Origin of the sequence: Tautonia rosea, assembly GCF_012958305.1 — a bacterium.
Taxonomy (GTDB): Bacteria; Planctomycetota; Planctomycetia; order Isosphaerales; family Isosphaeraceae; genus Tautonia; species Tautonia rosea.
Genome location: NZ_JABBYO010000010.1, coordinates 177,834 through 203,285, shown reverse-complemented (window position 1 = coordinate 203,285; position 25,452 = coordinate 177,834). Strand labels below are relative to the sequence as shown.

Annotated in this window: 19 protein-coding genes; 5 read left to right on the top strand and 14 right to left on the bottom strand. The window is 64.6% G+C overall.

The annotated features are described in order from the left end of the window. Positions 1-122: 122 nt before the first annotated feature. The gene (locus HG800_RS18610) at positions 123-3,002 is read right to left on the bottom strand and encodes a CRTAC1 family protein (RefSeq protein ID WP_169978208.1); all 2,880 of its coding nucleotides are present in this window, start codon (positions 3,000-3,002) and stop codon (positions 123-125) included. A gap of 199 nt (positions 3,003-3,201) precedes the next feature. Between HG800_RS18610 and HG800_RS18605 the strand changes: the two genes are divergently transcribed. Beyond that, on the top strand, positions 3,202-3,405 hold the full coding sequence (locus HG800_RS18605; RefSeq protein WP_169978207.1) for a hypothetical protein: 204 nt from the start codon (positions 3,202-3,204) through the stop codon (positions 3,403-3,405). A gap of 147 nt (positions 3,406-3,552) precedes the next feature. Here the strand turns inward: HG800_RS18605 and HG800_RS18600 are convergent, their stop codons facing one another. Beyond that, a complete protein-coding gene (locus HG800_RS18600) occupies positions 3,553-4,668 on the bottom strand; it encodes a DUF1559 domain-containing protein (protein ID WP_169978206.1) in 1,116 nt (371 codons plus the stop codon). A 273-nt stretch (positions 4,669-4,941) separates the two neighbouring features. On the opposite strand from HG800_RS18600, the gene HG800_RS18595 reads away from it, so the two are divergent. Then, positions 4,942-5,127 (top strand): hypothetical protein, encoded by a 186-nt coding sequence (locus tag HG800_RS18595; protein WP_169978205.1) that lies wholly within the window; start codon positions 4,942-4,944, stop codon positions 5,125-5,127. Here HG800_RS18595 and HG800_RS18590 read toward each other — a convergent pair. From HG800_RS18590 to HG800_RS18575, 4 genes are all read right to left on the bottom strand, one after another. Continuing rightward, positions 5,105-7,222, bottom strand: coding sequence for a glycogen debranching protein (locus HG800_RS18590; RefSeq protein WP_169978204.1), 2,118 nt, complete (start codon positions 7,220-7,222; stop codon positions 5,105-5,107). The genes HG800_RS18595 and HG800_RS18590 overlap by 23 nt on opposite strands. 305 nt (positions 7,223-7,527) lie before the next feature. Continuing rightward, positions 7,528-8,877, bottom strand: coding sequence for a PASTA domain-containing protein (locus HG800_RS18585; protein WP_169978203.1), 1,350 nt, complete (start codon positions 8,875-8,877; stop codon positions 7,528-7,530). A 33-nt stretch (positions 8,878-8,910) separates the two neighbouring features. Next, the gene (locus tag HG800_RS18580; protein ID WP_169978202.1) at positions 8,911-9,462 is read right to left on the bottom strand and encodes a hypothetical protein; all 552 of its coding nucleotides are present in this window, start codon (positions 9,460-9,462) and stop codon (positions 8,911-8,913) included. A gap of 139 nt (positions 9,463-9,601) precedes the next feature. Next, positions 9,602-9,940, bottom strand: coding sequence for a hypothetical protein (locus HG800_RS18575; RefSeq protein ID WP_169978201.1), 339 nt, complete (start codon positions 9,938-9,940; stop codon positions 9,602-9,604). 507 nt (positions 9,941-10,447) lie between these two features. Between HG800_RS18575 and HG800_RS18570 the strand changes: the two genes are divergently transcribed. Then, positions 10,448-10,888, top strand: coding sequence for a Dabb family protein (locus HG800_RS18570; protein ID WP_235963781.1), 441 nt, complete (start codon positions 10,448-10,450; stop codon positions 10,886-10,888). Positions 10,889-10,971: 83 nt separating this feature from the next. Here the strand turns inward: HG800_RS18570 and HG800_RS18565 are convergent, their stop codons facing one another. The 7 genes from HG800_RS18565 to HG800_RS18535 all read right to left on the bottom strand — a co-directional run bounded on the left by HG800_RS18565 (position 10,972) and on the right by HG800_RS18535 (position 23,094). Continuing rightward, positions 10,972-16,821 (bottom strand): beta strand repeat-containing protein, encoded by a 5,850-nt coding sequence (locus HG800_RS18565; RefSeq protein WP_169978199.1) that lies wholly within the window; start codon positions 16,819-16,821, stop codon positions 10,972-10,974. A 254-nt stretch (positions 16,822-17,075) separates the two neighbouring features. Continuing rightward, positions 17,076-17,306 carry a hypothetical protein gene (locus tag HG800_RS18560; RefSeq protein ID WP_169978197.1) on the bottom strand — a complete coding sequence of 77 codons (231 nt, stop codon included), beginning with the start codon at positions 17,304-17,306 and terminating at the stop codon, positions 17,076-17,078. A 32-nt stretch (positions 17,307-17,338) separates the two neighbouring features. Continuing rightward, complete coding sequence (locus HG800_RS18555) at positions 17,339-17,833, bottom strand: DUF4058 family protein (protein ID WP_169978195.1); 495 nt, start codon at positions 17,831-17,833, stop codon at positions 17,339-17,341. 84 nt (positions 17,834-17,917) lie between these two features. Beyond that, positions 17,918-20,557 carry a bifunctional YncE family protein/alkaline phosphatase family protein gene (locus HG800_RS18550; protein ID WP_235963780.1) on the bottom strand — a complete coding sequence of 880 codons (2,640 nt, stop codon included), beginning with the start codon at positions 20,555-20,557 and terminating at the stop codon, positions 17,918-17,920. 232 nt (positions 20,558-20,789) lie between these two features. Continuing rightward, positions 20,790-21,236: a YraN family protein gene (locus tag HG800_RS18545; protein WP_169978193.1), complete on the bottom strand. Its 447-nt coding sequence runs from the start codon at positions 21,234-21,236 to the stop codon at positions 20,790-20,792. Between the two features lie 63 nt (positions 21,237-21,299). Further along, positions 21,300-21,587, bottom strand: coding sequence for a hypothetical protein (locus HG800_RS18540; protein ID WP_169978191.1), 288 nt, complete (start codon positions 21,585-21,587; stop codon positions 21,300-21,302). A gap of 151 nt (positions 21,588-21,738) precedes the next feature. Then, on the bottom strand, positions 21,739-23,094 hold the full coding sequence (locus HG800_RS18535; RefSeq protein ID WP_169978189.1) for an Nramp family divalent metal transporter: 1,356 nt from the start codon (positions 23,092-23,094) through the stop codon (positions 21,739-21,741). A gap of 362 nt (positions 23,095-23,456) precedes the next feature. Here HG800_RS18535 and HG800_RS18530 point away from each other — a divergent pair, with 362 nt between their 5' ends. Both HG800_RS18530 and HG800_RS18525 read left to right on the top strand, forming a co-directional pair. Beyond that, the gene (locus HG800_RS18530; RefSeq protein WP_169978187.1) at positions 23,457-24,275 is read left to right on the top strand and encodes a hypothetical protein; all 819 of its coding nucleotides are present in this window, start codon (positions 23,457-23,459) and stop codon (positions 24,273-24,275) included. Continuing rightward, a complete protein-coding gene (locus tag HG800_RS18525) occupies positions 24,272-24,529 on the top strand; it encodes a hypothetical protein (protein WP_169978185.1) in 258 nt (85 codons plus the stop codon). The genes HG800_RS18530 and HG800_RS18525 overlap by 4 nt, the downstream gene beginning before the upstream one ends. Before the next feature lie 207 nt (positions 24,530-24,736). On the opposite strand, the gene HG800_RS18520 is transcribed toward HG800_RS18525, so the two are convergent. Beyond that, positions 24,737-25,318 carry a DUF1579 domain-containing protein gene (locus tag HG800_RS18520; protein WP_169978183.1) on the bottom strand — a complete coding sequence of 194 codons (582 nt, stop codon included), beginning with the start codon at positions 25,316-25,318 and terminating at the stop codon, positions 24,737-24,739. Positions 25,319-25,452 lie beyond the last annotated feature (134 nt).

The following is a 25,452-nucleotide window of genomic DNA, read 5'->3' as shown; positions in this document are numbered from 1 at the left end:
ACGGGAGCACATCGGAAATCGACGCGGAGAAACTGATCTGATGTCTTTCGACAACATCAGCAGATCATCCCCTGGAATCGGTTGTCTCGCAGTGGAGGCCCCGAGCGTCCGATCGCGGGGGCTCAGCGCCCGGGGCTTGGGCCGAGGCGATCGGCCCGGCCGTCCCCTTCGCGGAGGTGATAGATGGCGTCGCTCGGCAACGCCTCGTGACGCTCGACGAGGCCGGAGGGCCAGGCGACTTCGACCGTCGCTGCCTCGGCCTCGCCCAGCCCGAAATGGAGCCGGGGGCTCGGGGCCGATTGATAGCTGCCGCCTCCGATTCGCCAGCCGAACTGTGTCTGATCGCCGGCGAGGACGGTCACACGGGCACCGACGGCGTCTCGGTTCGACGCCGAGCCCTCCAGTTGGAGCGTCAGCCAGTGTCCGGGATCCTCGGTGCGGTTGCGGAGCAACGCCAGCGGGCCGTCGTGGTCGAGCAGGATCGCGTCGACGAGCCCATCATTGTCAAGGTCGCCCTGGGCGAAGGCCCGTCCGAGGCGAGGTTGGGTGAGGGCGTCTCCGGTGGACGAGGTGACGTCTCGGAACGCCCCGCCGTCGTTCTCCAGGAGCTGGGACGGCATTCGGTACGGGTTGTCCGGCAAGTCGTGCAGGTGGCCGTTGGCCGAGAGGAGATCGAGATCGCCGTCGTTGTCGGCGTCGAACAGTCCGATGCCGAAGCCAAGCAGGTAGCGGCTGGCCGCATACAGGCCGGAGTCCGTCGAATCGTCGACGAAGGTGCCAGCGCCGAGGTTTCGGTAGAAGGTCGTGCCCTCGCCGTAGTAATTCGTCACGACCAGGTCGGGACGGCCGTCGCCGTCGAGATCGCCGCAGCCAACCCCCATGCCCGCCTGATAACCGCCCCCTGCATCGGCCGAGGCCCCGGACAGGGCGCCGAAGTCTTCGAACCGCATCCCGCCGAGGTTCCGCCAGAGGTCGTTGCCGGTCTGATCGTTGGCGACGTAAAGGTCGAGCAGGCCGTCGCCGTCCAGGTCGGTGGCGATGACGCCCAGGCCTCGGCCGTCGCTGTCGGCGATGCCGGCCTCGGCCGTCACGTCGACGAACCGGCCGCCGTCGTTGCGGAACACGCGGTCCGGCTCGGCGGGGAACCGGGTTGGCGGGCAGGCGATGAAGGCCCCGGAGATCCCATCCCGACACGGCTCGAAGCGGGCCGGATCCCACTGAAGATAATGACAGACGTAGAGATCGAGGTCGCCGTCGCCGTCCAGATCGGCGAAGGCGGCCGAGGATGGCCAGCCGCGATCGCCGCCCAATCCGGCGGCCTCGGTCAGATCCTCGAACGTGCCGTCGCCTCGGTTGCGGTACAGAGCGTACGACCGCCATCGAGAGAGGAACACGTCGGGGAATCCGTCGTTGTCGATGTCGCCGACGGCGACCCCCTGGCCGTAGCCGCCAGGCAGGTCGGCCAGGCCGGCGGCCTTGGTGACGTCCTCGAAGGTGCCGTTCCCTCGGTTGCGGTAGAGCCGGTCCCCGGACCGGGCGTCCTCGGGAGGCGGGAATGGCCCGCCCTGGGCGACGTAGAGGTCAAGCCAGCCGTCCCGGTCGTAGTCGAGCAGGCCGAGGCCGCCACTCATCACCTCCGGCAGCCGCCGGCGCGGCGTCCCATCATTGACGAAGGTGAAGTCGAGCCCGGCCGACTCGGCGGCCTCGACGAACCGGAGGCGGGCGCGGCCGGATCCGCTCGCATCCCGAGCGGCGACGAGTGCCGAGGCGTCGATGTCACTCCACGGATCGTCGAGGACGTTTGCATCCGAAATGCGCCGCTGCGCGAGCAGCGACGGCGGCTCCTTGTTCGACTCGGCTTCCGCCCCAAGGGCCAGCTCCCGCCATCGATCCGCGTCCCAGGGCCGGCCGGCGGCCTCGGCCAGGCGGGCCATTTCGAGCCGCTCGTCCCGGGTCGAGGCGGGCGAGTCAGAGCCCATGCGGAGCTTGTAGCGGCTGATCGCATCGTCGACCTCGGCCTTGCGCAGCAGGAGCCCGGCAGCGCGGTCGTCTTGACCGGTCCGGCGGAGCAGCTCGGCCAGCCGCTGGAGCGTCCGGGGATCGTTCGGCTCGACCTCCAGCCGTCGCTCCAGGGCACGCCGTTCCCGGTCGGCGTCCCCCAGGCGGCGGAGCAGCCACACGCGCCAGTCGAGCCGATCGGCCGGGTCGAATCCCTCGGGGCCAATGGCCCGTAGCGCCTTGAGCACCTCGACGGGTTGCTCGGCGGCAGCGGCACGGTCGAGTTCGGCGAGCCAGACGGCACGGTCGGGCCGGGCGTCGATCAGGGGATCCAGGAGGCGACGGGCTTCGTCGAGGTCGCCGTCGAGGATTGCCACCCGGGCCAGGCCCAGCCGGACCCGGTCGTCGTCGGGGGCCAGTGCCGCGGCCTGCCTGAGGGCGGCCGACTGGATCTCGAGGCCGACCGTGCCGCGATCAAGAAGCCAAAGCTCGTGCAGCAGGCCGACCGGGTTGTCAGCCTCGGCGAAGCAGTCGCGGATCAGGGGCCGGGCCTCGTCGAATCGGGCCTGGATACGGAGCACCTGCGCCAGCCACTGTCGGGCTGGGTTCAGCCCGGGGCCGCCGCCTTGGATCAAGCCCCGAAGGATCTGCTCCGCCTCGGCGAACCCACCGCGTCCCAGCGCGGCCTCGACACGGAAGAAGGCGGCGCGGCCGGCGTACTCGCTGCTCGCCGGGATGCGATCGAAGGCGTCGAGCGCCTCGGCCTGCCGCCCCGAGGCCCAGCGGGTCAGGCCAAGCAGGTAATCGGACTCGGCTCCCCGGAGCCAGGGCCGGGAGCGAGCGAATTGCTCGAGGATCGGCCCCGCAGCACGCAGATCTCCCCGCTCGATGGCCTGCCGGGCCTCGTCAAGCGTGCGTCGGGATCGCCAGGCATCATAGCTGAAAGCGGCAACGCCGACCGCGACCAGCACCATCGCGACCCGCAAGGTTCGACGTCGTCGCAACGCGCTCACCATCACTCAGCCTCGGGCCGCGGAGGTGGGATCAGGGCAGGGGGCGGGGACAAGCGCGACCGACTGATTGATTGACGGGGCAACCCCGTACGGGTAGTGTGCCGGATGTGAAGAGCGAATCGTAATTCGCATTCAATTTCTTCACAGAACAATACTTTAGCATTTATGATCAAGAGCGAGGGCATCACAGATGAGACGATCAATCGTTGTCGGTTCGATGGGCATCGCCTTGATGTTCGGCCTCACTGCGGGATGCGGGGGTAGGAGCACGAACATCCCCGAGGCAAGACCAGCCACGCCGGAAGAACTCGAACAGTCGAACAAGGAAATGGAAGAGATGGAGAAGCAATTCTACGGCGGTGGTGAGACAACGCTCTTGCCGCCGGGCCAGTAATAAGGACGAGGCCCGTTGCGATCGGGGTCGGGACGTACCCGGAATGGCTCCGATCGCAATGGGGGGAGAATACGGCCGACCGTTGAGGTGACGAGGAATTCCTCGTCACCTCAACGGTCGATCTACTTGGCGGGCGATGCGTCCCGATCAGAAGGAATCGGCCGAGAGCACCTCACCGCCGGACTTCGTGCCCAGCGAGTACCAGGTCTGCAAGGCGATCGTGTCCTTGACGAAGCGGACCGACCCATCGGCCAGCATGACATTCACACCGCCGGGGTGCTTGCTGCGCGGGGTGAAGAAGCCGAAGCCGGTGGCCACACCGCCCCAGGGGGAGCAGTCGGCACCCGGGTGGTTCGGGGTGACGACGAAGTTGAAGACCGTCTGGTTATAGGTGCCCGCAGCCCAGTGCAGACCTGACCAGTCCCAGGAACTGCGGGGATTCGCCCGGGCGAAGTCATCGCACTGCCGGATCGCTTCCTGCAGGGCCGAGAACGGTTGGGCCTGCATGACGTAGCCCGGGTCGTTGAGGAAGAGCCCGTTAATGGGCACGGCGTTGTAGATGTCGCTGGGCGACTGCTTCACGCCGTCGCCGTCGCCCCGGAGCCGCTCGGCGAAGGCGATCGTGTTCGACGTCCCGTCGCCGATGCTGCCGATATCCCCGCGGAAGTGGCCCCGGACGGGCGACCACGACGCGACCAGGGGACGCTGGAGGGCCCCCGCGGCGGCCGGGCGCGACCACCAGTCGAAGTTCGTCCCGTTGGAGGCCATGTAGTTGTTGCGGCCCAGTCCATCCGAGTCGCTCGGGCAGATGAACGTGGAGATGTAGGTGGTCGCCCCGGTGAACTGGGTCGGCTCGGCCGAGATGGGATGCGGCCCGACGGTCCAGTTGAAGCCGAAGTCGAAATTCAGCGCATTGTGGGCGGCCTGCTGCTCCATGTAGGGCAGCATGAGCGCCAGGGCGCTGAAGTTGCCCCATTCGTGGCCGTTACCGCCCTCCCAGGGAGCCCGGCCATTGAAGGCCTGCGGCGGGAACGCCGAGAGGATGCCCTGTGTCCAGGGGAAAGACCCAACCGCCGAGTGATAGTTATGCAGGGCGAGCCCGATTTGCTTCAGGTTATTGCTACACTGCGCGCGACGAGCGGCCTCTCGGGCCGATTGGACTGCCGGCAACAGTAGCGCGATGAGCACGCCGATGATCGCGATGACCACCAAGAGCTCGATCAGCGTGAATGCCGATCGCTTTGAGCGAAACATACGACTCATAAAGGTTCTCCTCGTGTCCTGTTGAAGGACTGACCCAATTACTTGGAGATAACCCGCAGAATTGTTGGGGCATTCGAGTCAATGGCCCAACGTCACTTCACCATGAATTTCCGATGATCGCAACAAGAAAAACCACCGTTGACTGAATTTCAACAGCACTCATGAGTTCAGACACGTCTCACACAGCCCACTCATGCACATTCCTTCACGAAAAGTGAGCGATAAAGTAACGTCTTGCTGGATCAAGATTCGCGCATACGTCTTTCTCTCCAGATGACGCTGCTCTTCACCAGCCTCGGCCCCAAGGCGGTTCGCGGCGAAGTCCGAGGCGGGCGGATCACCGCCGACGCTGGCGTTCTGCTGCTCCGCGAACGGGAACGTCGCTTTAGGCGTTTCGGGCCGTTCATCGCCGCCCGAGGCCGAGGCGTGGAGCCGATCAGCCCTCCGAGACGAGGATGATCATTGACCGGCCCGTGACCCGGTAGGGCTTCATGATGGGCACAACGGGTCCTTCATCGAGTCCCAGGGCGTCATCGGGAGAGGGCAGGGCGGTGTCGACGGCCCGCCGCCAGGGTCGGCCCGAGGGAGACGCGGGGATTGTGAACGAGAGCGGCTGCCAGTAGGCGTTGAACGCGATGTAAATGTCGCGGTCGATCACGCCGGGCCGATCGCAGCGGCGGCCGTCGAGGGCCAGGGCGAGCGTGTGGCTGTCGTAGCCGAAATCGGGCTCGCCAGGCCGGACCCCGTGCCAGACGACATCGGGCGGGAAGCCGGCCACGCGCTTCAGGAAGGTCCGACGCCGCAACGCCGGATGTCGCTTTCGCAGGGCGATCAATTGCTTGACGAATCGGTGAAAATCAGCATGTTCGTCAAGCAAGGACCAATCGACCCAGTTTGTCTCGTTGTCCTGACACCAGGCGTTGTTGTTTCCGCCCTGAGTGCGGAGGAACTCGTCGCCTCCCAGGAGCATCGGCACCCCCTGGCTGACCATCAGGGTGGCGATCATGTTGCGTGCCTGACGAGCCCGCAGCGACAGGACGGCCGGGTCCTCGGTCGGCCCCTCGACGCCGCAGTTCCACGAGGCGTTGTCGTTGTGGCCGTCGCGGTTGTCCTCGCCGTTGGCCAGGTTGTGCTTCTGGTTGTACGAGACGAGGTCGTGCAAGGTGAACCCGTCGTGGCAGGTGATCAGGTTGATCGAGTGCAAGGGACCGCGATCGGCATACAGGTCCTGGCTGCCGCAGAGTCGGGTCGCGAGCAGATTCACCTGGCCGCAGTCCCCTTTCCAGAACCGCCGCACGTCGTCGCGGTAATGGCCGTTCCACTCGGACCATCGGACCCCGCCCGGAAAGCTGCCGACCTGATACAGCCCCGCCGCGTCCCAGGGCTCGGCGATGAGCTTCGTATCGCGGAGCAAGGGGTCCTCGCTGATCATCTCCACCACCGGTGGCTCGATGAGGACATTCCCCTTCTTGTCGCGCCCGAGGACCGACGCCAGGTCGAACCGGAAGCCATCGACGTGTGACTCGGCTACCAGGTTCCGCAGGCAGGCGAGAATCAGGTTGCGCACCACCGGGTGATTGCTGTTCACCGTGTTGCCGCAACCGGTGAAGTTATGATAGTGCCCGTGTTCGTCAACCAGATAATACAGCTCGTTGTCGAGGCCGCGGAAGCTGTAGGTCGGGCCTCCCTCGCCCCCTTCGGCCGTGTGGTTGAAGACGACGTCGAGCACCACTTCAAGGCCGGAGTCGTGGAAGGCGCGGACCATCCGGCGGAATTCTTCCCAGGGGGCGGTACGCTCGGGGTTGCTGGCATAGGCCGCCTTGGGAGCAGCGTAGGCAATGGTGTTGTAGCCCCAGAAATTCCGGTTCCGCTCCCCGGTGTACGGATTGACGAAGGGGCAATCGTTCTCGTCGAATTCGTCGATCGGCAGGAGTTCGACGCCGGTGATCCCCAGGTCTTTCAAATAGTCGATCTTCTCCGCCAGGCCGGCGAAGGTGCCGGGGTGGCGGACCCCCGAATTCGGGTTCGCGGTGAATCCTCGGACGTGCAATTCGTAGAGAATCGAGTCTTCGAGCGGGATCCGCGGGTGCAGGTCGTTGATGCGGTCGTAGTCCGACGGCATCGTCAGGCTGAGCCTCGGCATCGTGCCGGTCTGGCCCCAGGGGGTGCCGCACGAGAGGGCCCGGCAGGCCGGGTCGATCAGGATTTTCGTCGGGTCGTATCGGTGCGGGCCGCCCTTGGGGCCGTCGACGCGATAGCCGTAACAAAAGTCGCTGTCGAGCCCCTCGACCCGGACGTGCCAGTGATCTCCCGTCCGATTCAGCCTCGGGTCGAGGGGGATTTCTGTCAGGATGCTTCCGTTGCAGGGCTCGCAGAGGACCAGGTTGACCGAAAATGCATGCCGACAAATCAAGACAAAGTTCACGCCCCCCTGTGCGCGATTGGCTCCCAGGGGCAGGGGCTCCCCTCGGGTCACGTTTAGCTCGCGTGCTCGGAAGTGGTAAGTGCCGAGCGTTCCGTTGCGGATCGGGGAGTCGTCGATCAATGTGGCCATGGTGCGGGCAGCCCCTCCTTCGAGCCCTCGGTCCGGGCGCAGCGCGATCGCGAAAGCCCTTCTCAGACCGACGCAGAACAATACGTCCTCCTTTTTAATCGGTCAACGAGGGCACCCGATCCGAGCCCGATCACCCAAATTGAGCATCGATTCTTCCGCCAATGTGGCCCAGTTGAGACAGTTGTGTCTCCGAACAGCGGGAGCTCCGATGATCACACGGAAGAAGAAAGAAGGGGGACCTTCAAGACTGGCCCGTGGACGCCCTGCTTTCCGAGACATCCACGGGCCAGATTTGGAAGCTCCGTTCAGCCACCTCGCCGGATCAATTCGGCAAGTCTGGGGTTGGGAGTCCTTGCCATGTACACAAACCGAGAGTTGCCAGGGACAACATTCTGCGTCAGCCGGACCCGCGCGCCCGGCTGGACCTTCGTCCCTGCAAGAGGATCCTGCGCGATCACCGTGTTGAGCGGCTTGCCCGAGTTTTCCTCCACCGTCACGTAAGTCGTCTCGTGCTCCAGGCCGATCGTCTTGAGTTGGGCCTTGGCATTATCGATCGGGTTGCCCACGAGCTGGGGGACCAGGATCTCCGACGGCAGGTCGACACGGCGGAGGTTGATCACGGGCAGGTCGAGCGGGGGTTCGAGGAGCGTCGGGTCGAAGAGCAGGGGTGGGATCCTCCGGCCGGCGATCTTCTGAGCGTGGAGCTGGACGGCCGCAACCGCCCGGCTGTATTTTTCCCAGAGGTCGGCCAGATCCTCGTCGGGCGGTAAATCGACGAAGAACTGGCGGTTCTCTCGCGCGAACTCGATGTCGTTGCGCCGGGTCATGTAGCGCAGTCGGAGCCGGGCGCAGTCGGTCAACGACATCTCGCGATCGGCGACCTCCTCATTGTTGATCTCAGGAAGCGCCAGCGTGTTGTAGTCGGCGACCTCAACCTCGTATCCCGCCGGATTGGCCCGCGCGATCGCAGGGAATTCGCGCAGGCGCTTGATGATCTCCCCAGGGTCGGAGACGTAACCGATCCGCTCGTCCTGACCGGCTCGCTGATACATCAAGATCGAGGTCTCGGTCTTCTGCGACGTCGACTCCTTCGCCTTGTTCAATTGCATCTCGAATTCGGCCGCCGCCATCAACCCCTGGCACGCCGCCTGGAAGGAAATTCCCAGCGAACTTTGCGCCTCCCGGCTCGTCGAGGTCGTCTGGAAGACGATGTAGAGTTCCCCCCCCGTCTGCAGGCCGCGGACGAACGACGTACCGAACGTGGTCCTCCAGCGTTCCGGCTCCTCCAGCAGCCGCATCGCTTCCGGCAGCACCTCGACCGAGTCGACCATCTCGAAGGCATTCTGAACCCGGCAGCTCGCCACCACGAACGTCGACGACGCGTTGAATTTGCTCTTCTCCGAGAGGGAGAACTTCCCTTCCGCCGAGAACATCCCGTAACGACCGCTCGCCTCGACCGAGAGCCCCAGGCTCTCCATCAGCGCGTCGTGCGTCTCGGTGATCTGCACGTCGAACAGGGCCTCCTGGCCGGTGGTCGACAACTGCTCTTTACTGACCACCTTCAGCGCCTTGCCCACGAACTCGCCCTTGAGCGTATTGACGCCCCGGCCGAGTGTGGCCGAGCCCCGGAAGGGCATTCTCTGAATCTGAGCCATGGTGCGGTTCCTCTTCGTTGCTCGCTCTGCGAGTTAGTTCTGCACAAACGTCCCACTTCCATCAGCACGAATCGTCCCCCGATAGATCGTGGTACTCGATGAGCCGATCGGCCTGAACTCCACCTCGACCCAGAACGGGATCATGTAAGCCTCAAGGTCCGTGTCGTAGAGTTGCGGCTGATCAAAGCGCACCCGAATCTTCACATTCACTGTCGGGTCGATCGAGATCACGTTGTTCGAAAGGTAAGCCTCGATGATGTACTGACTTGCGGCCGAACAGCGCCAAGTCAGGATCATCTGAATCTCCGCGAGAACCGAGCCGACGATGGCCGATTCTTTGTAGAAGACCTGCTTGACCTCGGCCTCCCTCCATGGGCCATATGTCTCAACGACCGTGCCCTCAAGGCCGCGCGGAATCGCGTAGGCCATGCCCAAATTTCGCCCATCGACGGTCACGTCGACTTGGCCGCCGTTGTAGACCTCGTGTACCGCCTTGATGATGTCCGCGACTTCGCCCATGGCGCACCCCTCAACGATGAAAACTGAGCCCGGCGGGAATGGCCGCCTCCAGCCTTCAGGGTCCACCGACCAATCTATTCCACACACTTGACACACATGAATCTCAGGCAGTAATAAATCTCCCAGAGGCGCCATGCCAAGTCAAGAACAAAATTTTCTTGTATTTCCGAATTTGGAGTTGAACGCCCCGTCCAGGGGGTCGCCCTCACCGCCTGCGGAAGATCCGGGCGAACGGCCTGGGCGCTTCGGGCTGATTAAACCTGAGGAGATCCAGGGGCGACCGGTAGTATGGGCTCGGTTCCAGGGTCGGCGAGGGACGGCTGGCGGCCATCGAATTGAAGATCGGCGAGTAATAGGGTGACGGGCCGTTGCTGTAATCAGACGGATAGGCCCAGATCGCTCCGTAGCCGTCAAAGGGGCCGAAGAACCCGTTGCGGAAGCCGGCGCTCGGGGATGATTGCCCGAAGGCACCGACCGTGGGGACGAGGACCAGCACGACCGTCAACCCAAACGCCCGACAGAACAGGGAAGAGCGTCGCATCATCGAAAGGGCTCCTGAAACAGGATGCGTTGAGCGGCAATCGCCTTCCCTCCTCACACGGCGGGCCGATCGCTTTGGATTGGGGGGACCGACTCCGTCCTGACAGTCCCCAAAGACTTCCCCCGAAGCCTAGCACTCGGTCGGCGTTCCGATCCCTCGGGCATCCCCTTGAGAATGCCGGTTACGTCAATCGAATCAACCAAGGGGCCGGCCTGGTCTCGGAATCGAGTCGCGCGACGTGGGCGGGGTCAGCATGCGAAGGATTGAGGGATCGGGTCGCTGGTTTCTGGTTCGAGGACGAGGAGCGTCGTACAATCGGCGTCGATCGGTCGGTCAGTTGGTTGGTCGAAGTGGGTTGGAACGAGGCCCGGATCGGCAGGCCAGGCCAGACCAGGCCGAGCGATTGAGTTCGAAAGTGATTGCTCGGGGGCGGTCGAGGGATCGGACCCCGGCTTGAAATTGTTTCGACGATGCAACGTCACGCAACACAAAGGTCGGGAGACTGCAACGATGCGTAACATGATGATTCGTCCGGTGCTGGCCGCCGTTGCCGGGGCCCTAGTGATGGCCGCGGTCCTGTCGATGACCGGGCAATCGGAAGCCGAGCCGGTGACGGCGGTCGCAGCCGCGCCGCTGGCCCACATGGTCTTCTTCACGCTGGCGAACCGATCGGAGGCGAACGCCCAGAAATTGGTCGATGCCTGCCATCAGTACCTCGACGGCCACGAGGGGACCGTCTATTTCTCGGCCGGCACCCGAGCCGAGGAGTTCGACCGCGAGGTGAACGTCACCGATTTCGACGTCGCGCTGCACCTGGTCTTCGAAGACAAGGCCGCGCACGACACCTACCAGGACCACCCGCGCCACCTGGAATTCATCGAGAAGAACAAGGAACTGTGGTCGACCGTCCGGGTCTTCGACTCATACGTGTCCGGATCGTCGGGCCGCTGAGCAAGGGTTCTGGAGAAGACAGGGGGCGGTCGCGGCGAGGGTTGCCGGATCGCCCCCATTGTGTTTGCATCTCAATAAGCCGATCAGCGACCGGAGCCGGCGAGCAGAAGATCGACGCCGAGTGCCGAAGGGCCACCGGCCCGTCGGGCCGCAAGGGAGGTTCCCGGGGCAGGGATGGTGAGGACCTGGGTGAAATTCGTCCCGGCGAAGCCGCTGCCGGCGAGGAAGGCCGGGGAAATGCCGGGGCCTGGCCGTGATTGCAAGCCGCCGGGAGCGCGGCCAACGAGGGTCAGGAGGACCGATTGACCAGGGGCAATCGGACTGCTCGGCGTGATGGAGAGCATCCGGGCCACCTCGTCGTAAGAAACTGAGGCGATCGGAATGGGAGCAGCGCCCGTGGTGTTGGGAACCAGGCTGAAGTTGGCCAGGTTGAGCGTCCGGGAGGCATCGCGGCTCAGATAGCCGTTGATGCGAACGTCGATCCGGATCAATGCGCCGGTGGTGGGATTGAAGACGGGGATCACCCGCTCGACGTACGGCCCGGCGGCAATCGTCCGGGTACGGGTCTGAGCGGTGACGTTGCCTCGGATGTCGTTGGTCGAGGCGATGGTGTTCGCACCGTCAACCACCTGATTGAGGAACAGGCCTGAGCCGAGGCCGTTCGGATCGGCAAACCCGTTGCCGACGGTGCCAATCGTATTGTTGATGTCGGGGCCGATCCGGTTTCCAGTCACGAGGTTGTTGATGGCATTGAATGCGGTGATGTTCAAACCGACCTGGGAATTCCCGCTGATCAGGTTGTCGGCAATGGTGTTTCCGGGGGCATCGCTCACGAAGATGCCCTGGAAATTCGGCAGCCGAGCGGTGCCGGCGGCGTTGGTTCCGACACGGTTGCCGGCCACGATGTTTCCTGTGGTGACCGCACCGACGGCCGGAGGATACGGGACGATCTGCGGGCCGGCGGGGGTGAGGACGGTGACAGCGTTGATCGTGTCGGCATTGAGAATCTGAAGGCCGACCTCGCGGTTCCCCGAGAGCAGGTTGCCGCCGCCGTTTGGATCGGTGAACGAGCCGAGGCCGATCTGGTTGCCGGCCGCGCCGTAGATGAAGATCCCCTGGCGGTTGGCCAGGGCGGCGTTGCCTGTTGCGTCGGTGCCGATGAAGTTGCCCGCGACGAGGTTGCCCGAGGCCGGGGCGCGGGGCTCGTCAAAGGCGATGCTGGTCAGACGGACGCCGACTTCGAGGTTGCCGGAGATCAGGTTCCTCACCGATGGGCCGGTGCCGCCAATCGTGTTGTTCGAGGAGTTCATGACGATCACGCCGTCGCTGTTGGCCACGGCGGCCGATCCGTCTCGGTTCGTGCCGATCCGGTTCCCCTGAAGGAGGTTGCGGGCGGACTGGCCTCGAATGTAGACACCGATCCGGTTGCCGGAGATGACGTTCCCCTGGCCGGTGTCGATGCCGCCGATCGTGTTGTTCGAGGCGCCGTCGGCGATCACGATACCGTCGTTGCGGGGGTCGAACGTCCGGCGATCGCTCGCGCCCGGGGTGCCGTCGTTGGGGGTGGTGGGAAGACCCGTCTGGACGTTGCCGGCCTGAGGGTCGAGCGATCGGGAGCCGGTGCGGTCGGTGCCGATGAAGCTGCCGAGCACGCGATTGCCGGTGCTTCCGGGTCCGTCGATCCGGAGGTTCCCCCGACGATCGACCACCCCGTTGGCGGCAATCACGGAGTTGAGAACCGTGTTGCCCGGCGCGTTCAGCAGCAAGACGCCGACCAAGCGATTGCTCAGGGCGGCCTCTCCCAGGGCATTGGTGCCGACAAAGCTGTCGGCAATCACGTTGCCGGTGCCGCCGACCAGGGCGATGCCGAACCCGATGTTGCCCGAGACAACATTGCTTTGCAGGGTCATGTTCGACGGCCCGGCGGCGATCACGCCGCTGCCTCGGTTGGACAGGATGGCCGAGCCGTCGCGGTTCGTGCCGATGAAGTTGCCGATCAGCACCGTGTTTGACGCCTGGGAAATGGCCATCACGCCGTTACCGAGATTTCCCGAGATGACATTTCGCTCAAGGCGGTTCGACGCGGCGTTGTCGAGGAAGACGCCGTCGCGCTGATTGGCGATGGCGAACTGGCCGGTGCGGTCGGTGCCGATGAGGTTGTCGATCAGGGTATTGCCGTCGGAGCCGTCGCGCAGCTCGACGCCGAACAGGCGGTTGCCGGAAAGGACATTGGCCGACAGGGTGTTGTTCCGGGCGTTGAGGACCATCACCCCGTGCAACGTGTTCGGCCGGGCGGCGATGCCCTGGCGATTTGTCCCGATCAGGTTGTTCGTCAGGAAGTTACCGGAGGTGCTGGCCAGGGCGACGCCGAAGCCTCGGTTGCCGCTGATGGCGTTGGAGTCGAGCGAGGTGTTGTTGGCGTTGACGATCAGAACGCCGCTGAGGTTCGGTCGAGCAAGGGAGCCGGTCGGGCCGGCCAGGCCGATGAGGTTGCCCGTGAGCAGGTTCCCGTTCGCGCCGTTGAGCACCATCACGCCATCGTTGCGGTTCCCGGAGATGACGTTGCCTGCCAGGACGTTGTTGGGCGCGATGTCGAGGAAAACCCCTCGGGCGTTCCCCAGCCCGTCGAGGCCGGTTTCGTCGGTGCCGATGAGGTTACCGTCAATCAGGTTACCCGACGCCGAGGAACCGATGACCTGAAGACCGTCTCCCGAGTGCCCGGCGATGAGGTTGCCATTCTCGACCCGGTTGTTCGGGGCGTTGAGGATCACCAGACCAATCTGCTGCGTGCCGAGGCTGGCCGTGCCGGCGAGGTTGGTGCCGATCAGGTTGCCCGAGACGACATTCCCTGAGGCCGAGCCGCCGGCGATCGTCAGGCCGAAAACACCGTTGCCGGAGATCAGGTTCGACCGGCCGCCGATGGTGTTGCGGGCCGAGTCGGAAATGCGGACGCCGGTTCCGCCATTGCCTCGCGCCACGGTCCCGACGACATTGGCACCAATGACGTTGCCCGAAACCAGGTTCTCAAACGCCCCGGCGGCAAGGACGACGCCATCGCCTCCGTTGCCGGAGATGAGGTTGCCGGAGCCGGCCACGTCTCCTCCCACACGGTTGGCCGAGGCCCCGTTGAGGATCGCCACGCCATGAGCCGCGTTACCGAGCGGGGCCTCTCCGGTGGCGTCGAGGCCGATCACGTTGCCGTTGATCTGGGTGTTCGAGGTGCCCGATCCTTGCAGCACGATGCCCGATCCGGCGTTGCCCGAGATGATGTTGCCATCAGCCGGGAGCACACCGCCGATGGTGTTGCCGCTGGCGTTGATCAGGAGAATTCCGCCGCCGAGGTTGCCTCGGGCGGCAAGGCCGACGTCGTCGGTTCCGATTCGCCCCGACCGGATGACGTTGTTCGTCGCGCCGGGACCGATCAGTGCGATGCCGGTCCCAAGGTTGCTGGAGACGACGTTGCGGGTCAGGCTGTTGGCCGAGGCCCCCTCGATCCGAACTCCGTCGCCGCCATTGGGCACGGCCGTCGCACCGACGGGGCCAAGGCCGATGAAGTTGCCGGTCAGCGCGTTGGACGTGCTGCCAGTTCCGGTCAGATGGACACCGTGGCTGAGATTGCCGGAGATGACGTTTCCTTCGCCGAGCGTGTTGCTCGGAGCGTCACTCAGGAGAATCCCGACCGCGTTGCCGATCGCGCTCAATCCGGTCACGTTCGTGCCGACGAAATTGCCGAGGGCGATGTTCCCCGAAGCCGCCTCGCCCTGGAGCAAGAGCCCCGGCCCGATGTTGCCGGAAATCAGATTGCCGCGTCTCAGGCCGGCAGGGGCACCGTTCACGCCGCCGATCGTGTTGCCGGAGACGCCACCGACGGGATTCGCCACGCCGATCAACGCAATGCCCGCCCCGGCGTTGCCGATGGGCAGCGATCCCGAGGGGTTCGTGCCGACGAAGTTGCCGGAGATGAGGTTCGAGGCACTGGCGGCGTTGTTGCCGCCGGGTTCGTTCAGCAAGGTTGTCAGGCGGATGCCATCGCCGCCGTTGCCGGAAACGAGATTGCCCGCGCGGAGCGTTCCCGGATTGATGCTGATATTTTCGCCGCCGATCGTGTTGTTCGAGGCCCCTTCGAGCAGGATGCCATGCCTCGTGTTGCCGATCGCGCTCGATCCGTTGGCGTTCGTGCCGATGAAGTTGCCGAGGATCGCGTTGTTCGAGGTCGGCCCGCCGTAGAGCAAGATGCCGTTGTGGCCGTTGCCGGAAATCAGATTGCCCGCGGTGCGGACCCCGCTGGAGGCGTTCACGCCACCGATCGTGTTGTTCACAGCGCCGAGGAACTGGGGGGTCCCGCCCACATTGACCAGCCCGGCATCGAGCCGCACGCCGTTCTCAACATTGGGCACGGCGGCCGAGCCGTCGAAATTGGTGCCGATCAGGTTCCCCTGAACCACGTTTCCGGAGGAGGTTCGTTCCAGTTCGATGCCGTCGCTGCCGTTGCCGGAGATTAAGTTGCCAGCCCCGGCCGCTGCGCCACCGATGGTGTTATTGAGGCCGCCGTTGATCTCAATGCCGTCTTCCTGGTTCGGCAAGGCCGACGTGCCCGAGGCGTTGGTGCCGATCCGGTTCCCCTGGATCAGGTTATTCGCCGCGCCGGCGTTGGCGAGCAAGATGCCGTCGCCCCGGTTGCCGGAGATGAGGTTGCCCATCCCGACGCCGGTACCGCCGATGGTGTTGAGAGTGGCGTTGTTGATCTCGATGCCGGTGTCGAGGTTCTCTCGGGCGATCGTTCCCGTCACATCGACACCGACGAAGTTGCCGGCCACGAGGTTTCCTGTGGTTCCTGGCCCCTGGATGCGAATGCCGTCGCCACCGTTGTGAGCGACGAGGTTCCCGGCCGAGAGAACGAAGGGGGTCGCGTTGGCGCCTCCAATCGTATTGTTGGTCGACGCCTGGTGAAGGCGAATGCCGAGGAACTCGTTGCGGAGCGGGCTGACACCATCGACCGCCGTGCCGATGCGGTTCGCGGCAATCCGGTTCGCATTGCCCGAGCGGACCTCAACGCCGTTGATGCCGTTCCCGGAGATCAGGTTGCCCAGGTTCGCCGTCAGGCCGCCAACGGTGTGGCCCGATCCGGCGACGATCTGGACACCGTGGCCATCGACCCCCATGATCCCGTCACGCAAGGCGACCGTTCCGGTGCGGTCGGTCCCGATGAAATTCCCCTGCACGAGGACGTTCTGGACCTCGTTGAGCAGGACGTTATCGGTGTCGTTGCCGGCGATCACGTTGCCGACGGTCCCGAGCACGAAAGGAGCCGCCAGCGCTCCGCCGATTCGGGCGTTGCTCGCGCCGTTGGTCACGACCACACCGCCGCCGAGGTTCGGATCGGAGGTCGTCCCGGCCGCATCAACGCCGATGTGATTGCCTTGCAGAATCGCCCCGGTCGCGGCCAGGCCGGTGATCTCGACCCCGGCTCCTCGGCTGCCGACGATCGCCAGGGACTGGATCGTCACGTTCGGCCCCGTGATCCGAATCGTGCGATTGGCCACGCGGTCGCCGTCGATCGTCAGAACCGGACGGTCCGAGAACCCGGCCCCCGAAGTGCCGTCGAGGACGACTGGCACCGACAGGTCGGGCAAGCTGCCGACCAGGGTGATCGACCCGCTCAGGCCATTGAAGACGATTCGGTCGTTATCGCCAAAGGTGCCGGTGGTATTGGCAAGAATGTCGGGGTTGATGGTGCCCCCGGCATTGATCGCCTCGATGGCCGAGCGCAAGCTGACCTGCCCGGGGATCGGGGCAAGCGCATCGGTCAGGGTGGTCACCTGGATCGTCGCCAGTAACTCCCGACGCTCCATCGGCTCGACGACCAACCGATGCCCCCGCACCCTCCGACGACGAAGCAACGCCCGCACTGCTCGACGACCCTGTCGACTCATCGCTGTTTCCTCAATCGATGCAATTGCCCCGCCCGCCGGATTCCCCCGGCCCGCCCAGGACGATTCCTCCGTCCTCGATCCGCCTGCCATCGGGGATCGGTCTTTGCTCAACGCTAGCAATCAGCCATGCAAGAACGCAAGGAGTCCCACCCTTCGGCCACGGCTTTGGAGGCGCGGGCGACAGTTTCTCACGTCCGAATCACTTTCGCAAGTGCCCCAGGTTAACGGAATCGGGGCAATTGAAGGGGGGAGGGTCAGGTGGAAGATTGGGGAGGGATTGAGGCGATGGCGTTGCGCCAGACGGCGGGGACGGCATCCCAGGCACGTGCGTAGGTGACCTCAAGGGGCACGGGGACATAGATGGCATCGGAGAGGAACAAGGGCATTTCGGGCAAGGGGCGTCCGACTGCGACGGGTTCGAGAAAGACCTCGCCGATGAGGCCGCCGATGTAGGAGACGCAGGTCAGAGGCTCGTCGGCGTTCAAGGGGAAGTCTCCGGGGCTGCCTTCCTCCCAGATCACCTGGTGAATGCCGTGGGGGTCGCGGGGGCTGGGGGGAAGAGATCGACGATCAGGAGGTGGATGCCCGCGTGAAGCGCATCGCGGACTTTACGGACGAAGGCATCGATGGCGTATCGGCTGCTTTTGGTTCCCGGCGAGACCAGTTCAATCATGGCCACGACGCGATGATCGCTCGAATGGCGGACGACCACCGCCTTGGCCTTCCGGGCGAGGAGGTCGTCCTCTCGACCGGCATGGAAGCGGACCTGAGGCGGTCGAGTCGCGAGGGCCAAAGCCCCGTCCTGGCCCGGCTCCGGAAGCGGAACCCGAGGCGAGGGCCGCTCCAGTGTCAAGACATTGGGACCCATGCCGCCGGCGATCTGCTCGGCCATGGCATAGGACCTGTCCGGCAGAAGTCCGTCGTTCAGGGCTCGCTTGATCGTCGAGATCCACTCGTGGTGGACGTCGTGAAAAGTCCCCGCCGGGACGCAGGTCCAGTCGTGGATTGGCATGGCATTGGGTCCCTCGATCGGGAAGGGAGGGTGATCGCGGCTCAGCGAAGCACCCTCCCCCGAGGATACCGGATCGGCGAGCGATCAGTCATCGTCGTCGTCATCTTCCTCGTCGTCATCATCCTCGAACTCGACGTGGATGAGCTTGCGACCCTTGAGGCCGGTGCCGTGGGCGCCGGCGAGGTGAGCGGGATAGGGGGTGTCCGCCCCCTTGGCGAAGTGCCAGAGGATGCGGTTGAGGGTGTCCTCATCGGCGCGGTCGAAGACGGTGAAATCCTGGGCGAGACTGGCCTCGGCCCAGACGCGCTGTCCGGGAGGAAGCTGGCTGACCTGCTTGTTCAGTTCGTCGAGCGGGACGGTGACGGGCAGGGCAGTGTAAGGGGTGAAGTCGGGCTCGTCGGTGAAGCACTCGGTCATCAAGGGAGACATGGCATCCATCTGATTCATGGGAGGCAGGCCGAGGATGCGCTCCATGGTGTGCAGGACGGAGGTCTGGTTGTAGAACTCGCTGACCACGGCCCCTCGCTTCGTGTAGGGGGAAGCGACGAGGCAAATGGAGCGGTGGCCGTCGATGTGATCGAAGCCGTTTTGCGGGTCGTCTTCGATGACGAAGATGCAGGTTTTCGGCCAGAATCGGCTGGCGCTGATCCCCTCGACGATCCGGCCGAGGGCCAGGTCGTTGTCGGCCATGTGGGCGTTCGGGGTGGGCATGCCGGGAGTCGTGCCCGAGCCGTGATCCTGGGGGAGGTAAAGGATCACGAAGTTGGGGAACGTGCCGGTTTCCTCGAATTCGGCCAGCTCCTTGAGGAAGCGGTCAGCGCGAAGCACTTCGGGAATCTTCATGTTCCAGCCGGGGAAGTTGGGGCTGGAGTAGCGGCGGAGGGTGTCGATACCGATGTTCTGGGTGAACGTAATCTCATTCGTGCCGTTGAGAAAATCTTCATAAATTTGCACGAAGGTGGCGTCCTTCGGGACGGGTTCGGCATAGTCCATCTCGCCGTAGTTGCGAAAGGAAAGGCCGTGCAGCAGGACGTTATCCCAGATGAACCCGGTCGAGGAATAGTTCAGCGGATCGTCGCCGAAGGTGTAGCTCCGGGTGAAGCCGCCGAAGGCTTTTTCGAGGTGGTCGGTCACGTTCCCTTCGGTCGACCAGGAATGGCCGTCGGCCGAGTTGACGCCGTTGCAGTAATAGTTGTCGAGCAGGACGAACTGCTCGGCCAGGGCGTGATGGTTGGGCGTGATTTCACGGCCGAAGATGGTGAGGTTCGGATCGCCTTCACCCTGGGGGAAGTCGCCGAAGACCTGATCATACGTGCGATTTTCCTTGATGACGTAGACGACGTGCTCGAAGACCGAGGGCTCTCCCAGACGCTCGGGAACAGGGCGGGGGGCGATGTCGGCCCGGACCTGTTCCCGTTCCCAGGCGCGGAGCGCCTGAGGGACTCGGGAGTCTTCGAGGACCTGGGCGGTCCAATCAGCCAGCGTCTCGGTGTCGGCCGGGGCGACCTTCTGAACGGTGCCGAGGTAGGCGTAGACCGATCGCCCCTTGGCGGGGTCTTCCGGCTCGCTTCGAGAGCCGAGCCCCTTGATATTGGCAATGAACAGGTGGCCGTCGGGGCCGAGAGCCAGCCCACCGGGATACCATCCCGCCGGGATGAAGCCGAGCACCGCACCACCGGTTCGGTCGTCGTTCAGCGAGACGACGGCCACAGCGTTGTTGCCACCGTTGGCGACGTAGAGCGTCCCGCCGTCTTCGGAGAGGGCCAGCGCGTTCGAAGCGCTGCCGAAGGGCAAGGTGGGGTCGGGGCGGACGAGGATCTCGGCCACCTCGGAGAAGGCGCCGTTCGACACGTTGAGGATGCCCACGGTGTCGGAATTCGCGTTGGCGACATAGAGGCGGCCGGCGCGGGGGTCGAGCACCAGGTCGCTCGGGTGCAGGCCGGTGGCGACCTCGACCGTCATGGCGCCTTGCTCCAGATCGACCTTACCCACGGTCCCGCTCTTGGCGACGCCACGATCGTCGACGAGCACGGGAGTGCCGGACGACAGCGCGGTCTGTTCACCGTCGAGCGGGCGTCGGCCTCCCCAGTTGGAGACATAAAGAACCGTTCCGCTCGGATCCAGCTCCACGTCAAACGGCGCGACACCGACGGGAATCTCGCGGACAACCGCGCCGGTCGTCAGATCGACTTGACCGATCGAGTTGTTCCGGGAGAGGGCGACGTAGGCGACCGTCTCATCCTCGTTCAGGGCGATGCCGCAGGCGTGTGAGGGTCCTTCGCCGTTGGGTCCGGGCAGGTCGTAGGTGCGGGACCAGGCGAAGGCTCCGTCATCGGCGAGGGTGGCCTCGTAAAGATGGCTTTGTGCCGAGGTGGCCCAGAATCGCCGGCCGTCCTGGGAAACGGCGATGCCGTGCATCGACCCGCCGCCGTCGGGGAAGGCAAGACGCTGGTTGATCTGCCAGGTCTGGGCGTCGATGAGGAGCACGCCGCGATTGTCCTTGGCTACCACGAGAGAGCCGTCGGGCGAGACGGCCACATCAACCGGCCGACCGGGGAATTCGACCGACGTGCCAGCGGGCCTGAGGCGCTGCTGGGTCGTCACCAGGGTTCCGCCGGAGGCCTCGTCGAGGCCGACCCTCGGGATCGGTTCCTGAGCCTTCGCCCAGGACGAAGAAAGAAAGAGACAGGCCGTCAGGAAGACCATGCCAATTCGTGAACGCAACACGAGGAATCCTCTTGAGGTGACTCGCAGGGCGGGCAAGGCGGGCTCGGACCTGGCGCGGGCCATTGCCCTTTCTTGATCAAAAGGGGGCGCCGGGCCACATTTTGCCAGGCAAGGCTGCGCATTGCTCGGAATTCTTCAACCACACCTGACCGATTTCCGTCACCGAGCCGACGAGCGTCGGATCGATGGTCGAGCCTGACGCGGCCCCGACCCGCCAGGGAACAACCTTCTAGACGAAGAATTGCCCTCGAGGTCCGGCGGCGTCGAAGGCGTCGGGGAAGTGCTCGATGGTCGGCCGGCCAAGGCCGTCGGGCCAGACAATTGCCACGATGTCGAACCGGCAGGGGACCGGACGAGCCGCGTCGAGCAGGCCGTGCCACTTGAGGAACTGGAGCGAGGCGCGGGTGATCCGCCGTTGCTTGTCCAGGGTCACGGCCTCGGCGGGCTGCCCTCGGCGACGGGTCTTGACCTCGACGAAGACGAGCGTGTCCCCGTCTCGGGCGACCAGATCAATCTCTCCGCGAGGGGTTCGGTAGCTCCGGCAGAGGATGCGCATCCCCTTTCGGCGCAGGTATCGGGAGGCGGCCCGTTCCCCTCGGTCGCCGAACCACTGGTTCCAGGGGCGATCGGTTTTCCGGCTGATCGGCCACCGGATCGGGAGGCGAAGACGGAACATCGCAACACGCTCCCGAAGGCCCCTCAACCGGTCCTCCTGCCCCGCACCACCGAGAGGGGAGGATCAGTAGATATTGAACGAACCGCGCTCGATTTCCCTCGCCTCGGAGCTGAGGCCGCCGGGCAAACGGTTCCGCCGGTGCATCCGGGCCGGGGCGGCCGGGTCCTGCTCGCGCGAAGAGGCGATCGCATCGGCCTCGTCCTGGCCGCTGAAGAACTCGTCGTAGAAGGTCGGTTGGTCGGATCGGCCATCCTTGTTCTTGCCAAGCCCAAGGGCGTTGCAACCGGAAGCACTGATGGCCAGCACAAGGCAGACGACCACCACGCCGAGCCGGATCGGGTACCGCTGCATGGAGACTCGCCCTCCAACGGCCCACCCCCGTACCAGGAGCGCGCGGGTCGTTGATTTTCAGACTTCAACGGACATCGACGAAGCGTCGGGCGGACGAACGCCGCCTCCTCCAGAGGGGATGACGGATGCTGCCAGGATTTGCCCCCCGCGTCTAGTCCGATTCGTCCACTGGTTCGACCTCGACGGAAGCCGGAACTGCGGTTGTCGCCGCCTCCGTCCGCCACTGCTCCCGAACCTTGCCGATCTGGTCGATCAACTTCCCATAGGTCGCCACCGAGAGGACCAACACTAGCAGCAACCCGAAGCCCGCCAGGATGTTCTGACGCCACGAGTTCGCAAACCGCCCCATGACCGAGCGATTGTTGAGCATCAGGAACATGCCGATCCCCACGGCCGGCACCGCCAGCATTGTCGCGGCCTGGGCGATCACCAGGGCATTGGCCCGGTTTTCCTGCGGCATCGTGGCGATGAGCATGCCGATGACCATGATCCCCAAGGCGAACCGCCTCGGCCAGGGCTGGTCCATCCGCGAGCCAAGCCCCAGCCCATCGGCCAGCAGACCCCCGCCGACCAGGGCGTTGACCGGGATCGACGAGAAGGCCGCCGCCCAGAACCCGAGGCAGAAGATGAACTTGGCCATCGGCCCGAAGGTCGCCTCCAGTTGCAGGGCCATCTCGGCGGCATCCTGGATCACAATTCCGCGAGGCCGCAGGGCCGCCGCCGAGGTGAGGATGATCAGGATGCTGATCGTCGACAGCAACGTGATCCCGACGATCGAGTCGATCAGGCTCTTGCGGACGTCTGGCAAGCGCCAGCCCTTCGACTGCACCAGGTACGCTTGATAGAGACAGGCATGCAAGACAAAGGTCGTCCCCACCATCGCCGCCATCACGGTGATCGTACCGTCTCCCTTCGGCACCTGAGGAACGAGCCCCGCGGCCGCTTCGGCCAGGTTCGGCCGAGCCACCACCAGGTTCGTGAAGAAGGCGACGATCATGATCAGCACCAGCACGATCATCACCCGCTCAATCAGCCGATAGAGGTTCTTCGTGAAGGCGACCATCAGAATCGCTGTGCCGGTGAAGACGAAGGGCCAGATCTGCTCCTCGGCCACCGACCGGCCGAGCATGGCCGAGAGGTTCCGCGAGGCCCAGTTATCTGTCACGCTGGCCGTCGCGGTCGTAACCCCGAGGTTGTTGCCGAACTGGAAGCTGGCTGACATCAAGAAGGCCGCCAGACCGATCAGGACCGCAAACCATCGGCCGTAGTGATCGGCCACCGCCTGCAGGAACGACCGGACCTGCGTCGCCCCGAAGCGCGCGCCCATGACCGTATACATCATCATGGCCGCCGCCGCGCACACGACCACCCAGATCAAGGCATACCCGTACTCAGCCCCGATCTTCGAGGCCGTTGTCACGCTCCCTGGACCGAGACAGACCGACGCAATGATCAGCCCCGGCCCGAGCGAGCCCAGGATTCGCTTGATCCAAGCAGAGATCGCCATCACCATGAGTCGCCCAGCCTTCTGCGTGTGGTTGTGCTCAGCCTCGCCGCGTTGCGTCGTTTCGGATCAGATCGTTTCGGGTCGTCTCGATGGCCCCTCCGCGCATGCCGTCCTCGTTTCGGGACTCTACCCCCTCAGACAGCCCGCGTCGAGGTGGTGGCCCACTGCAATGAAGACCGCTCTCCTTCTCTCGTCTTTGAGGCTCTGCGCGCGAACCCTCCCCTCGTTTCCAGAATCCCCTGGCGTCCTTGGCCACCGGCATCGCAGGGCCGTGACCTCTGGCCGTCGGACCATCGAGGGCGTAAGCTCAATTTCAATCGACCCGCACGCCGATCGGGGGATCGCCCAGGCGATCGAAACTCATGCCTGAAACCGATTACCGCCTGATCCTCTTCGACGCTCCCGAGAACCCGGACGCCCTGCGCGACCTGTTCCGGGGGGTGATGGGCCTGCACCCGACCGAGGCGATGCAGTGGGTCAAACGCGCCCCCGGCATCCTCCCCTGGCCCCTGGCCGAAGGAGAGGTCCGCGAGCTGCTCGACGCCCTGTATGACCAGGGAATCGCCGCCGAGGCCCGTCGCGTCGATACCGTGCCGAAGCTCGTCCCCGCGCGATCGGTCCACCGCGCGGCCATCCAGCCCGAAGGGCTAAGCATCAGCGGACTCCGAGGCGAACCGGCCCACTACGTCCCCTGGTCGAAGCTGGAGCTGGTCCACGGCGGTCGGATCGCCACCGACGACGAGTTCCGCGATCCGCAGGGAATCGGCTGGGCCAACGCCGTCGCCTCGGGACTCAACGCGATGATCCTCCGAGGCCCGAAGCCCCCCCGCACCCGTCGCTCGAAGCGCGTTCCCCGAGACCCCGTCACCGAGCTGCACCTGGTCCGCACCGATCCCCAGATCGCCTTCCGGATTGTCGCCGACCAGATGAACTACAGCGACCTCGGCGACCGCCTGCTCCCCTCGGCCGTCGAGAACTTCCCGATCTTCCTCGCCGAGCTGATCGCCCGAGCCGATGCCGCCACCATTACCGACTCGACCCTCGCATTGCTTGGCCGCCCCTCTCCGGAGGCCGAGCCCAGCACCTACCCATCCTCCCAGGCGATGCTCGACGCCACTACCCTCCGCCTGCTTTGGACCTGGTATCGCCGCGATCGAAACCGGGATGCCGAAACCCAATGAATACAATTGGAATCTTTGAATCGATCTTGCGGAATCCCGATCTCTTCGCCGTCATCGTCGAAGCGACCATCCCGATCGTCGCGGGGGTCTTCGCGACCCTGCTGGGCCACCGGGTCATCGGCAAGACGCCCGGAACTGATTTCCGGTGGGATGCCTGGCATCAGCAGTACGGCATGGTTTTCAAGGTCCTCGGCCCCTTCATGGTCCTTTTCGGGATCTTCCTGGCAATCGTCGACCTCCTCAGGAGCTCCTGAAACCGAATTGCCTGGATCGCCCTGGGAGGACATCTCCAAATCGACACTCTTTTGCAATGGAATCCTGTCGGTTCAGGATGGTGTGTCCTCGTGGACGTGACACACGTGACGAGCCCCGAAACGCAGGACCGGCCCGAGGGCGGATCGCCCGGCGCTCGCCAGGCGATCCTGAGCGGCTGGGCTCGATGCCCCGTGTGAGCGCACCGTTCACTCCTTGCGTCGGGTGTACTCGATTTTCATGAACTCAACCCAGTCGTCGCCGTACTCGGGGGCCTTCATGAAGAGAGTGAAGACCTTGTGATCCGAGTCGGTGGCAACGCTAATGGTCTTCTGGTCCACCTCCTTGTCGAGCATCGGGTCGAAGGCCTTACCCACAAAGGTGAAGGTCTTTGCCTCCGGGTCGTAGGAGCCGGTGTGGGTCGAGAGCTTCGGGTTCATCGTATCGACCCAGCTCATGACGTAATGGCCGGCCTTGGGATCAAAGCCAATCTGGCTGTGGCCCCGGAAGGGCATGCCGCCGAAGTCTCCCTCGAACGCGCTCAGGAGCCAGAACTCGCCCATCATCCGGTTCGTCTCCACCCCCTTGGACATTGTGGGAGGCTGGCCGGGACCGTTCATGAACGAGGTGATTGTCGCGTCCCAGGTGCCAACCTCCTCGGTCAAATGTCGATGTTCAGCCGTCGGTTGAGGGAACATGGCTTCAATGTCCTCTTGAGGGTGTCCGAACGCTGGAACCAACGCGACCACCCAGGCCGCCAGGAATGCTTGCCCTTGCGTCTTGAGTCGCACTGACTGGTCCTCCACTGTGAAAGCGTTTATCCGTGGTCCTCCCCTTCGCGGCCATTACTGAACACACGAACAGAGAAGAACGGGCGAAGTATGAACGGACGTACCGGAATTGTCCAGTGAAATCTGGCCAGATT

Excerpts from the sequence above, each read along its gene's own strand:
- HG800_RS18605 (WP_169978207.1), top strand. The coding sequence starts at position 3,202 with ATGAGACGATCAATCGTTGTCGGTTCGATGGGCATCGCCTTGATGTTC.
- HG800_RS18600 (WP_169978206.1), bottom strand. The coding sequence starts at position 4,668 with ATGAGTCGTATGTTTCGCTCAAAGCGATCGGCATTCACGCTGATCGAG.
- HG800_RS18595 (WP_169978205.1), top strand. The coding sequence starts at position 4,942 with ATGACGCTGCTCTTCACCAGCCTCGGCCCCAAGGCGGTTCGCGGCGAA.
- HG800_RS18590 (WP_169978204.1), bottom strand. The coding sequence starts at position 7,222 with ATGGCCACATTGATCGACGACTCCCCGATCCGCAACGGAACGCTCGGC.
- HG800_RS18585 (WP_169978203.1), bottom strand. The coding sequence starts at position 8,877 with ATGGCTCAGATTCAGAGAATGCCCTTCCGGGGCTCGGCCACACTCGGC.
- HG800_RS18575 (WP_169978201.1), bottom strand. The coding sequence starts at position 9,940 with ATGATGCGACGCTCTTCCCTGTTCTGTCGGGCGTTTGGGTTGACGGTC.
- HG800_RS18570 (WP_235963781.1), top strand. The coding sequence starts at position 10,448 with ATGCGTAACATGATGATTCGTCCGGTGCTGGCCGCCGTTGCCGGGGCC.
- HG800_RS18565 (WP_169978199.1), bottom strand. The coding sequence starts at position 16,821 with ATGAGTCGACAGGGTCGTCGAGCAGTGCGGGCGTTGCTTCGTCGTCGG.
- HG800_RS18555 (WP_169978195.1), bottom strand. The coding sequence starts at position 17,833 with ATGCCAATCCACGACTGGACCTGCGTCCCGGCGGGGACTTTTCACGAC.
- HG800_RS18545 (WP_169978193.1), bottom strand. The coding sequence starts at position 21,236 with ATGTTCCGTCTTCGCCTCCCGATCCGGTGGCCGATCAGCCGGAAAACC.
- HG800_RS18540 (WP_169978191.1), bottom strand. The coding sequence starts at position 21,587 with ATGCAGCGGTACCCGATCCGGCTCGGCGTGGTGGTCGTCTGCCTTGTG.
- HG800_RS18535 (WP_169978189.1), bottom strand. The coding sequence starts at position 23,094 with ATGGCGATCTCTGCTTGGATCAAGCGAATCCTGGGCTCGCTCGGGCCG.
- HG800_RS18530 (WP_169978187.1), top strand. The coding sequence starts at position 23,457 with ATGCCTGAAACCGATTACCGCCTGATCCTCTTCGACGCTCCCGAGAAC.
- HG800_RS18525 (WP_169978185.1), top strand. The coding sequence starts at position 24,272 with ATGAATACAATTGGAATCTTTGAATCGATCTTGCGGAATCCCGATCTC.